The organism is Microbulbifer sp. ABF4_143 (genome assembly GCF_056160225.1).
Genome location: NZ_JBSWWT010000018.1, coordinates 14,519 through 25,819 on the forward strand (window position 1 = coordinate 14,519; position 11,301 = coordinate 25,819).

An 11,301-nucleotide genomic window follows, 5' to 3' on the forward strand; every position below is an offset into this window, starting at 1 on the left:
TATTGGTATACGCCTTTTTTTCAAATGCCGTTTAGCCAGCGCACCGCTCAGCCCAGCTCAAACGTCGTGATACCAAAGACCCGCTGCAGTGGAATATCCGGCACCGCGCCGCTGTACATACGCGCCGTCTCAAACACCATCTCCATCCTGTGGCGCTCCGCCAGGGCCTGGGCGTCAGGGTTCACTTCGGGGATATCCAGGAAGACCTGCCGCCCCGCCGGCACGCGGGCCGTCAGCCCGCGGTACAGCGCCTCGCCCTGCTCCGGCCCATCGGCAAACAGCGGACCTATCCTGTAGCCTTCGATACAGGGGCGCAAAACCCCGTATCCGCGCAGCTCGCCTCCCTCGACACAGGCCAGCGCCACGGCGTCCGGCTGACTGATCCAGGCCCTGAGAAAGGCCTCGCGCGGCCCGGGGAACAACTGGCAATCGTAGGCCAGCAGTGCGTCGAACGGCACCCGCGCCAGCGGGACCGGATCGCCGCCTTCCACAGCATCGCCAGCCGCCAGCCCGGTCAGCCCCAGGTAGCGCATATTGCGGTGGGCAAACTGAAAACCGGACCTGTGGTAGTTCTCCTGCTGCGCGAGCACCCCATCCAGCCCCACATTCCGCCCCGCCAAATGCTCAACACCCGCCCGCGCCAGACGCTCGCCAAAGCCCCGGTCGCGATGGGCCGGATCGACGATGTAGAGCCCCAGGAAACCGAACTCCGCACCATAGCGCACCGCGGATATCGAACCGACCGGCTCGCCGTCGAGCAGCCCGATAAAGAACCCCTGCGGATCCGCCGCGAGAAAGCAGGCCGCGTCGTGCAAACCGGGGTTCCAGCCTTCCCGCGCGGCCCATCGCAGGGCCAGCGCCAGTTCAGCTGGGCGCATGTGCCTGACTGTAAAGTTTTCCTTCTCCATAGCCTGTTCCACAGTGGCTGAAGGGAAATCATAGGCAACAAAAACGCTATCGCACAGCTGCCCCAAAACGGGTGACCGGTCCAGCCCACAAGAGCTGAAGCTACACCCAAGACACGTCCCGCTTTCAAGAATTTGGCGCCTCCGCCGATAAGCTGAACAGCTACGAAACATATTCTAGAGGGGAGCAATGTTAAACCGCATTAAAATAGGAGCGCGGCTCGCGCTCGCCTTCGCCGTCACCTCAGGGCTTCTGGCTCTGGCTACCGGAGTGGGCTTCTACTCGCTGTCAAAGCTAAAAAACACCGCTGACGAAGCACTCAATGTGACCGCTGCGATAGCCCTCAATGCCCAGCGGATACAAAGCCTGGCACTGGAAGAGCGGCGCTATGAAAAAGACGTGCTTATCAATATCAGATCACGGGACAAGGTGCAGTCCTATTTTCAGCGCTGGCAGGAAACCGGCGATGTGCTGTCGGAAGCCCTGACGTTCGGACGCTCTCTGACCGAGGATGACACCCTACAGCAACACTACCAGCTGGCCGAACAGGCCCTGGCCGCCTATCGCAAGGACTTCGCAAGCATTCACGAGCGCATCCTGTCTCGAGAACTGACGACTCCCCAATCGGCCAATGCGGCCTTCGCTGAGCACAAAGAAAATATCTACAACCTGGAAAAACACGCCGACGCCATCAACGAAATCGCCACCGCGAATATGACCGCAGTGATGCCAACCATGGCCAAGGCCTATGAGCGTGCGACGCTGTGGCTAATGACGGTAACGATATTTGCCCTTGCGCTGGCGGTACTGCTCTCCATCGCCATTACCCGCAGTATCACCAATCCGCTGCGATCTGCCGTGGATGTTGCCGAGCGGATTAGTCAGGGAGATTTGTGCCAAGACATCACTGTCACCGGCCGAGATGAAGCTGCCATGTTGCTGACCGCAATGCGCGAGATGAGCCGCTCGCTCACAGCCCTGGTCGCCGGTCTGCGCAGTGCCAGCAGCTCCGTGCACACAGGGGCCAACGAGGTGGCCGCAGGGGCTCAGGAGCTTTCAACACGCACGGAGCAACAGGCAGCTGCACTGCAGGAGACCGCAGCGAGCATGGAGGAGTTTTCTGCCACCGCCCAGCAGAATACCCAGACCACGCAAAAAGCCAGCGACCTTGCCAGTAGCGCGTCCGACAGCGCGCGAGCCGGTGGGGAGGAGGTGAAGACCAGCGTGTCTCTGATGCAGGAAATTGCCCACCGCTCAAGTGAAATGAACGGCATAATCGAGGTCATTGACGGTATCGCCTTCCAAACCAACATTCTCGCTCTCAACGCCTCAGTGGAAGCGGCCAGAGCCGGGGAACAAGGGCGGGGCTTTGCGGTAGTGGCGGAAGAGGTGCGCAGCCTCGCCAGCAGTACCACAGAATCCGCCGGCAAGATCCGCTCGATGCTGGAAGAAACCCAAGAAATGATCAGCCGCTGTGCCGCCCAGGCGGAGCGCAGTGGTGCAACCATTGACCAAACAGTGTCAGCCATCAACGACCTGGCCGCACTGATGCTCGAGGTCTCCACAGCGACGGGCGAGCAGATCAGCGGCATCAACCAAGTTACGGCCGCCGTGACCCAAATAGACGCCGTAACCCAGCAAAATGCCTCGCTCGTACAGGAATCCAGCACCGCGGCCCGGTCACTGGAGGAACAGGCCCGGCAGCTGCAGGAGCTGGTGGCGCGCTTCCAGATTGAAGAAGAAAGCCCGGCCCAGCCCATGCAGGCCGTCGTGAAAACCGGCGAAGACCGGCCTGCCGCCCCACTCCCGCATGCGGGGCAAGCCGTTGAGGCAACAGAACCTGTAGCGGCCTGAATCGAGGCCCAGTTCGGCCGCTCTAGTGGCGGCCGATGAAAGCCGCTGTGGGGGTAGCAACAGCCAACTTAACGAGAGGGAAAGGGCTCCTTAAAAAGACAGGTTATTCCCCCTCCCGACTTGCCACACGGACTTCCATCCCGTCGATCAGGCACTTGTACTCCTGCCGCAGATGCTTGACGTAAAACTGCCACTCTATATCCAGCCGCTCCCAGGCCTCTATCGCCCCCCAGCCGCTCGGCAGATATTCCATACGCTCCAACACAAAAGCGGCCGCGATCCGCTCCCTGCTACTCTCACCGCCGGCCCCCTTTTCCAGCAGGCTGCGGGCGGCCCACAGAATCCGGTCCAACGGATAGGGCAGTTGATCGATCTGCCGATCAATGGGTTGCATGAGCCTCCTCCCCGAGCCTCCGGCCCGCCTGTCTCGAAATTCCCGACACCCTGCCACCGTCTCTATCATCGAGACAATGAAAACCTCTGTTTACTCACCCGCCTATGACCGACTCCGAAGCTGGCTAAGAGATCAGCGGGAGGAGCGGGGCCTCTCTCTCCGCGCAGCAGCAGAGTTGGTGGGGCGGCACCATTCAGTGCTAGGCAAAATGGAGCAGGACCGGAAGATCGATGTGGTGGAGTTCGTCGAATACTGCCTAGCACTGGGAGCGGACCCACATGAGGGGCTGACTATCTTGGTCGATTGCCTGGACCAGAGGCGCAGGCGGAGGAGAAAATAATTTCCGATGACCGAAAGATCTAGTAGGTATATTTGTTATAGCCAACGATATACAAGTTGCCGTGCCCCGTAGTTATCGCTCGACTGAAAATTGCGCTATTTATTAGTCTATTTTTCCACGCCTCAACAAGTGTTACGGCACGCACCACCAAGCGTAGGGGCTAAATCCTACCGTAGTTTTACCCACACGTTCGCGAAGGGCATGACGGCCCTAGTTGGCGCTATGATTCAGCACATCGATGGTTCTATCCAAGCACCCGCGAAGGGCGCGACCTGATCGAATCCGACCGCCAGAACGACAAGGCCAAGTTTCTATCCACGCGCCCGTGAAGGGCGCGACGTACCGACGAGACGATAAAGGCAAGATCGTGAAAGAGTTTCTATCCACGCGCCCGTGAAGGGCGCGACGCAGCGGCCTCGCTGGCCGCAGCGGCGGACTCGGTTTCTATCCACGCGCCCGTGAAGGGCGCGACCACCGGCAGCCGCTGGCGGCCATTCTCGATTTTGGTTTCTATCCACGCGCCCGTGAAGGGCGCGACCCAAAATGCAGATGATCGACTCTATCGTTCGCGCGTTTCTATCCACGCGCCCGTGAAGGGCGCGACGCTCTTGCGGCTGGTCGTGCAGGCTTTCCACCTCGTTTCTATCCACGCGCCCGTGAAGGGCGCGACCCTTGTGGCCGCGGCGTCTACGTCGAACTCGATGCGTTTCTATCCACGCGCCCGTGAAGGGCGCGACCGCCGGCCCTCTTTGCTCCCGCGCCAAGGCGCGGGTTTCTATCCACGCGCCCGTGAAGGGCGCGACTAGCGGTAGCCGCCCAGGCCGTTCGGCACCATCGGGTTTCTATCCACGCGCCCGTGAAGGGCGCGACGCCCACACGCCGCCGGCAATGGTTCGAACCATCAGGTTTCTATCCACGCGCCCGTGAAGGGCGCGACCAGCGCCTACCATGCCCGACTGCATCACGGCCCCATGTTTCTATCCACGCGCCCGTGAAGGGCGCGACGACCAACCCGCCGTGTACCGGGCTGAGCCGCCGATATAGTTTCTATCCACGCGCCCGTGAAGGGCGCGACCCCGCGAATAGCGCGGACGCGGTGGCAGTGGAGCTGTTTCTATCCACGCGCCCGTGAAGGGCGCGACCGCAGTGCCGGAGGCCCCCTCCATAGCAGCGGAGTTTCTATCCACGCGCCCGTGAAGGGCGCGACGCGCGCCGGTCAGTCAGTGCGGGAGGGAAACCATGTTTCTATCCACGCGCCCGTGAAGGGCGCGACGTCAGCCACCTCTGGTTGAGGCGGTGCCTCTCGGCGTTTCTATCCACGCGCCCGTGAAGGGCGCGACGTTTCGTAGTGCTGCCCGCCTATCAGGAGTGGGTAGTTTCTATCCACGCGCCCGTGAAGGGCGCGACGCGCCCTGGTGCTGGGCGGAGTGTGGGCATTTAAGTTTCTATCCACGCGCCCGTGAAGGGCGCGACGGTGCCGGTGGTGCGCTGGCTGGGGCGGCGCATTGTTTCTATCCACGCGCCCGTGAAGGGCGCGACGGGCCATTGGCATGGGCAGATCGCCGACTCATCGTTTCTATCCACGCGCCCGTGAAGGGCGCGACGGCACCCGGGAGTTCAAGTACTCGGAGTTCGACAAGTTTCTATCCACGCGCCCGTGAAGGGCGCGACTCATTACCAGCAAACCGCGGGCGGTGATGATGCTGTTTCTATCCACGCGCCCGTGAAGGGCGCGACGCAGGCCGCGGAAGATGCCGCCCACGGTGGTCTTGTTTCTATCCACGCGCCCGTGAAGGGCGCGACGACGGTAATGTGGGCATATACCAAGCCGACGTAGTTTCTATCCACGCGCCCGTGAAGGGCGCGACGAAAAAATGGCCGAGGAGTCCCGCGAAGAAGACGCGTTTCTATCCACGCGCCCGTGAAGGGCGCGACCGCCCAGTCCGGCCGCTCTACCCGGTAGTAACTCGGGTTTCTATCCACGCGCCCGTGAAGGGCGCGACATCTGTTCCGCGGTGAAAGATCGTCTTAGCGACGGTTTCTATCCACGCGCCCGTGAAGGGCGCGACCTAATGCACAGGCGCAAGTTCGATAATCTCCTGTCGTTTCTATCCACGCGCCCGTGAAGGGCGCGACCGGCGGTGCCGAGGCAGCGTCCACCCTGGCCGGAGTTTCTATCCACGCGCCCGTGAAGGGCGCGACCAATCTCGTTGCTGCCCGCCAGCAGCGTGACCGGGTTTCTATCCACGCGCCCGTGAAGGGCGCGACTCAGCGCTTCGGTTCCGCGCAGTTCGAGGTAGTAGTTTCTATCCACGCGCCCGTGAAGGGCGCGACCCCGCTATTCTAAGTTGTTAAAGAGCAAAGAAAAAACCTGCAGTTTCCGCTAGCCCAACCTCCAAACTCCAACTACAGCCACAGGACCTGCGCAAAAAACAGGCAGCCCTAAGAAGTTCAATGGGTTGGGGGACCGCTAGCCTCCCCAGGATTCTGTGAGAGCCGGGGGCTAGCGGTTACAGAATGAGCGTATCACGCAGAGGGTCTTCAACCGGCTTGGCTCCGAAGTGTTCAACCCGCTGGCGCCCGCGTTTGCCAAGAGAGTAGAACCTCAGGCTGTCTTCATCAGGATCGTAGGTTTCCAGCAGCCGGCCCTTGAGGAAAGCGAACTGCGCCGGGTCCACCTCGCATTCAAACACGGAATTCTGAACGCGGACACCGTAGTCCAGGCAGATCTTGGAGATGTTTCTCAAGCGTTTACGCCCCTCTGCCGTAGTTACGCTGACATCATAGGTAACGAGAACCAGCATATTATTTTACCAAATAAGGCGTGTAGTACTCGGTATCCCCTCTCAGATGGCGGGCCAGCAGCAATGCCTGACTGTGAGGCAGAAGACCGATGGGCAGCTGTTCCTGTAAATAGGGATGCGTCAGTTCCACCTGTTTGCGCTCCTGGTAGAGCGCCAGTAGCTTTTTCCTGGCGTCGTCCTGCAAACGCACTGCGCCGCTGGCTTCCGTTACGAAATCTCCAGGCTGTACCTGACGGCGATTGACCAAGGTGAGTACGAAGCGGTCGGCCCAAGATGCCCGGAACTCTTCCAGAAGGTCGAGGGCGAGACTGGCCCGGCCCGGCCTGTCTTTGTGCAGGTAACCGACATAGGGATCGAGCCCTACCCCCTGCAATGCCGATACACACTCCTGGGCGACAAGGGAATAAACAAAGGACAAGAGGGCGTTAACCGGGTCCGTGGGCGGCCGCCGCACCCTGCCACCGAAGGCAAATCCCGAGCCGCGCAGGAGCTCATCGAACACGGAGAAATAACTGCTGGCAGCATCGCCTTCAATACCTCGCACTTCTTCTACAGATTTGGCGGTGCGGGCACGCCGCAAACTGGATGCCAATCTTTCGGCGGCGGCACTGAGAGCGGGGTTGTCACCGTGGTTCCTCAGCTCCCTCTGAAGTACAGAGCGGCTGTTGGCAATCTTCGCCGCCACAATCAGCCGCGCGATATCGGTGCTGCGTTCGCTACTGTCTGCCCAGCGATACTGGGTGCGGCGCAGCAGTACGTTGCCGGTCTGGCGCCCTTGCACCCGGGCGAGGAAGCGGCCAAACTCGGTATAGAAGGCGATACCGATACCGTTTTCCGCACAGTACCCCATGAGGAAAGGCGACACGGAAACCCGACCGAAGCACAGGATGCCGCCGAGGGAAAGCGCGGGAAACTGGCCCAGCTTTTCATCGCCCTGCTTGATGACGATGGTTTCCCGCTCCTTGTGAAGATAGCTTTCCTGGCGGGTGATGTAGAGGGTGTTGAGGAGTTTCTTCACAGTTCAAACAGCATCCTTGTGTAACGGGCCGAACTGTCCCGGCGGAACCGGCCCGGCCGGCACAGGTCACGCAGGGAGCAGGCTTTGCAGCGGCTTTCATCCACTGTCGGCCTGGGGGTTTTGCCCTGTTCGATCAGTGCGTGGCAGGACTCGATGGCCGCAAGCGTCGCTTCTCGGATCTCCTCGGTCAGCGCAACAGTTTCACGCCGCCGCACCTCCCAGTACCATATGGCGCCTTCCTCCACGCGGATGGAGCGCATTTCCTCAAGACACAGGGCCTGCGCGCATACCTGGATGCGATCCCAGTCCTGCAACTTGGGCTTGCCGCGCTTGTACTCCACCGGAATAAAGCACTCTCCTCCGTGGACCTCCAGCAGGTCGAGCTTTCCGCTCAGGCGGTGCAGCTCCGAGCGCAGCATCACGCTGCGCTCGAATCGCACGTCCTTGCGCTGCTCGGCCGCCCCGGAATCCACCCGCTCGTGCAGCATGCGCCCTTCGGCGGTATAGCGGTTTTCCGCCCACACCCGCTCTACATGGATCAGTGCGAACTGCCGTGGGCAGTAGGCGTAATGTTGTAGGGCGGAGAGGGGCAGAAAATCGTCCACTGTGGCTGCCTACAGCTTTTCCTCGACGGATACTCCCTGAGGCAGGGATTCTGCGTCTACGGTGACGCGGTAGTCCTGGAAGCCACGGGCGGGAGTGTCATCCGAACCCTCTATCCGCTCGACTTTGACCGTTTCAAACAACTTGTGAGCCGGCGCATTGCCCATGGGATGCTCGTGCTTGAACACGATCAGTTTGCGCGCCGCCATTTCGCCACGCGCGGCGGAGCGATCGTGTTCGAACATATTCGTCAGGGCACGCCAGAGCAGCTCCAGGTCTTCTTCGGAGAATCCAGTGCGTTCGGCCAGCTTGGCAGAAATGTAGCCGTGGGCGCGGTAGAGGCCGTAGGGGATTATGTGCTTGCGGCCCATGGTGCGTTCTTTTTCCAGGTCGCGCTCGTTGGTCACCGCCATACGGGTAATGGAAACTTCCATGGGAACCACCGGATCTATGGAAGAGGCAAAGGCCATCTGGATTGGTCCACGCACCTGGCCGGCATTGACTTCGGTGGTCATGACAGCCCCGAAGGCGCGCACGTCGAAGAAGTTTTTGCACATCCAGGCGGTCAGCTGCCTGGCCTTGGCCTCTTCCTTCGGCAGCTTCTTGGATACCGGCTCTATATCGAGCGCTTCATAGGCTAGCTTGTGCTGGTTATTCAGCACGGATTTTTCCTGCATGTAAATGCCGTGGCCGGGCTCCCCCTCCTTTTCAAGGCTTACGTAGTTGCGAATTTTTCTTTTGAGACAGACATCGGTCACAAGGCCCTGGTTAGTCTCCGGGTCCAGACGCGGCAGGTTGCCGGCATCTGGGTCACCGTTGGGGTTGCCGTTGGTAACGTCGAACAGATACACGAACTCGTAGCGGTTAGCGATGGCGGTCATTATTTTTCTCCTTCCTCTGTGCTGGATTCCTGGCCGCCGAAGCGCGCCTTGTTCTGGTGGTAGTAGCCGATGGCGAAGCGCCCCTGGGCTTCAATGCGCAAGCTCTTGGGAAAGCTGGGGGGCAGTTTGTCCACTATCTCGTTGATCTGCTTTTCCAGATTGACCGCAGCTCCGGGCTTGTCTTTACGCAAGCGGCTGAGGTGGTGCTGAGCATTGCGCACCAGCACGGGAAAAATGCTGGCCGGCGTAGCGGATGCGGCACCGTAATAGCGATCTCGGATAGTGGCGTTGATATCGCGCCCCAGCGCCGATTGCTGGATATTTTCCAAGGCGGCAAAGAGCCGCCCCAGCAAGTAGCCAGGCTCGGCATTATCGATATCGAGGCTCATGGGGATCTCCTTTTCTTTGGCTTTATTGGCAATACGCGCATCTCTGGCCAATACAGCTTTGCACAGAGCCACACGCAGTGGCGATATATCACCGTCGGCGCGCATACGCATAATCAGGTTGGAAAGCAGGCTGCCGGGATACCGGCGCCCGGTGAGTATGGCCCGGGTCATTTCACCGGCGAGCTGCGGTGGAATGTCATCGGACTTTGGCTGACTGCCCTCCCGATGAGGCACTGTTTGCAACAGCAACCGCCAGATGGAAGGCTCCGTCCTCCAGGGCAGCGGCCGCAACTCCAAATCGCTGTAATGTTGCGCCATGCGCTCGGCAAAGCTGTGCAGTGATCCGGTTTCCCAAAAACGTACCGACAGGCGGGAGGCATTGGGAGCAAGACCGAGCACATGTAGTTTTGTATCGTCTTCCAGCTCTGGATCGAGGTCCCTCAGGGGTCTGCCCTTGGCAACGGCCTCCAGCGCCGGTCGCAGCTTGTCGGTTTCGGAGGCATCTGTTGCCGGCGGATCGAGCAGCTCAGCAAACAGTCCCTCCGCCGCCCGGGCCTGCACTGCGGAACCCACCTCGGCCCAGAAGACCACTGTGGTATCTCCCAGTTGCAGTCGTTGGCGGCTACCCTTTCGAAGCAGATGGTTCAATACCGTGGTGTAGGCGAAGGTAGCCTGCTCGGATATCGGGGCATTTTGCCCTTGGGATTTTCCGTAGGATGTGAAAGCATCCAGGTTGAAAGAGACTATGGAGGCGCCGGCTGTCTGGGCGCCGTAGACTCCTTTAATAGAGGGGTGAAGAAGGGCAACCGGCGTGCGCTCCCCAGTAACCAAACAAAACTCACTGGGGCTCTCAGATTTCTGCAACATACTCCGGCGCACCAGCTGCGCCTCGCGGCATTCATGGAAATATTCCATCTCTCCATCCAACCGGAATACAAAGTTGGCGTCCCGCATGGACTCAGAGAACAACGACGAAGAATCAAACGCCTCCGGTCTCCACCAGTCAAAAAACGCCAACAACGCCTTGAGCGCCGGGCTATCGCAATTTTTCAGCAACTCCCGGTGTATATCTTTAAATGCTTGGTGAGTCTCGACCGCCCGTTTCCGCGACTTAGTATCCTCCGAGGAGGTTACTCCCAGAACGTAAGAAGACTTATCCCACAAGAAGCAGGGTGCAATATTGGCGGAGCGTTTGGGTGGTTGAGGCACGGTCAATATTGCAGGTACCGGCTTCTTGCCGCTGGTATCGCGAATATCCTGAACATCCACAAGGCTGCCATTCTCAGCCAGGATCAACGCATAGCTGATTTTTTCCTGGCTGTACCCGAAGGGGGCTATGCCATCTTCCTGGCTTTCTACCAGCCGCTGATAGTAGTTGTTGAGAGCAGAGAGGATCATGCCTTGACCTCCTCACCGGAAAACCGCGGCACGTCTATCAAGCCATCGCGCATCAGGGCGCGAAAGAATCGCGGCTCGCAGTCGTTCTTAAAGTCGAAATCGTGCAGCATCCAGCCCAGATCGCGCTCACCGACCAGTGATGCATCGGGATTTGGCTCCGGTTCACCTTCTTCCATGAGGCGGAAGTCGGCCGGAAACTCACGCACGCCCAGGCAAGGGGCGTGGAAGTATTGGCCCTTGCGTGCGCGACGGTTGAAGATGTCCAGGTGCTTGCCCTCGCTATCATCCGTGCCGGCTTTATCGGTGAGTTCGAAATGGGCTTCAATCACATAGGCCACGTCGCGCAACACTGTGGCTGCGCGCTGTTGCCGGTCCTGGTCCACATAATGGACCAACCCGGCCGTGCTGCCGGCATTCATGGCAGTACTCACATTGCGGGCACTGATCTTGCTGCCCACCTCATTGCGGCGGATGGACTCGAAACGGATAGGCTTGAGCACCTGTATCCGATCGATCACCCAGCGGATAGCCGGTTTCCAGTGAATGGCCTCCAGTATTCCGCGCGCCGCGGAGGGAGTGATTACGTCGTAGCTCACTCTCTCCACCTTCATTTCCGGCCTGGTAAAACAGGCGCGCTCTCCCCAGACCATTAGTCTTATTCCATATGCCATTCTTTTTCTCCCCTGATTCTATCCTCGCCGCCAAGCGGCGCCC

At 59.9% G+C, this 11,301-nt stretch carries 10 protein-coding genes and 1 CRISPR repeat array; of the genes, 2 read left to right on the forward strand and 8 right to left on the reverse strand.

Annotation, left to right across the window (positions count from 1 at the left end; all coding sequences use genetic code 11):
* Positions 1-47: 47 nt before the first annotated feature.
* Positions 48-878: a GNAT family N-acetyltransferase gene (locus ACXAF3_RS13990; RefSeq protein ID WP_475112933.1), complete on the reverse strand. Its 831-nt coding sequence runs from the start codon at positions 876-878 to the stop codon at positions 48-50.
* A gap of 217 nt (positions 879-1,095) precedes the next feature.
* Between ACXAF3_RS13990 and ACXAF3_RS13995 the strand changes: the two genes are divergently transcribed.
* Entirely contained in the window at positions 1,096-2,760 is a 1,665-nt protein-coding gene (locus ACXAF3_RS13995) for a methyl-accepting chemotaxis protein (RefSeq protein WP_475112934.1), read from the forward strand.
* Between the two features lie 103 nt (positions 2,761-2,863).
* On the opposite strand, the gene ACXAF3_RS14000 is transcribed toward ACXAF3_RS13995, so the two are convergent.
* Complete coding sequence (locus ACXAF3_RS14000; RefSeq protein WP_475112935.1) at positions 2,864-3,154, reverse strand: hypothetical protein; 291 nt, start codon at positions 3,152-3,154, stop codon at positions 2,864-2,866.
* A 76-nt stretch (positions 3,155-3,230) separates the two neighbouring features.
* On the opposite strand from ACXAF3_RS14000, the gene ACXAF3_RS14005 reads away from it, so the two are divergent.
* Positions 3,231-3,494 (forward strand): helix-turn-helix domain-containing protein, encoded by a 264-nt coding sequence (locus tag ACXAF3_RS14005; protein WP_475112987.1) that lies wholly within the window; start codon positions 3,231-3,233, stop codon positions 3,492-3,494.
* A 240-nt stretch (positions 3,495-3,734) separates the two neighbouring features.
* Positions 3,735-5,828: a CRISPR direct-repeat array (repeat unit 32 nt; unit sequence GTTTCTATCCACGCGCCCGTGAAGGGCGCGAC).
* 176 nt (positions 5,829-6,004) lie between these two features.
* Here the strand turns inward: ACXAF3_RS14005 and cas2 are convergent.
* The 6 genes from cas2 to cas5c are packed head-to-tail and all read right to left on the reverse strand — an operon-like array spanning position 6,005 to position 11,258.
* Positions 6,005-6,298, reverse strand: coding sequence for a CRISPR-associated endonuclease Cas2 (gene cas2 / locus ACXAF3_RS14010; protein WP_475112936.1), 294 nt, complete (start codon positions 6,296-6,298; stop codon positions 6,005-6,007).
* Position 6,299: 1 nt separating this feature from the next.
* Positions 6,300-7,316, reverse strand: coding sequence for a type I-C CRISPR-associated endonuclease Cas1c (gene cas1c / locus ACXAF3_RS14015; protein WP_475112937.1), 1,017 nt, complete (start codon positions 7,314-7,316; stop codon positions 6,300-6,302).
* A complete protein-coding gene (gene cas4 / locus ACXAF3_RS14020) occupies positions 7,313-7,921 on the reverse strand; it encodes a CRISPR-associated protein Cas4 (RefSeq protein WP_475112938.1) in 609 nt (202 codons plus the stop codon). Before cas4 ends, cas1c begins: the two co-directional genes overlap by 4 nt.
* 9 nt (positions 7,922-7,930) lie before the next feature.
* Positions 7,931-8,800: a type I-C CRISPR-associated protein Cas7/Csd2 gene (gene cas7c, locus ACXAF3_RS14025; protein ID WP_475112939.1), complete on the reverse strand. Its 870-nt coding sequence runs from the start codon at positions 8,798-8,800 to the stop codon at positions 7,931-7,933.
* On the reverse strand, positions 8,800-10,587 hold the full coding sequence (cas8c, locus tag ACXAF3_RS14030; protein WP_475112940.1) for a type I-C CRISPR-associated protein Cas8c/Csd1: 1,788 nt from the start codon (positions 10,585-10,587) through the stop codon (positions 8,800-8,802). Before cas8c ends, cas7c begins: the two co-directional genes overlap by 1 nt.
* Entirely contained in the window at positions 10,584-11,258 is a 675-nt protein-coding gene (gene cas5c / locus ACXAF3_RS14035; RefSeq protein WP_475112941.1) for a type I-C CRISPR-associated protein Cas5c, read from the reverse strand. The genes cas8c and cas5c overlap by 4 nt, the downstream gene beginning before the upstream one ends.
* Positions 11,259-11,301: the final 43 nt, after the last annotated feature.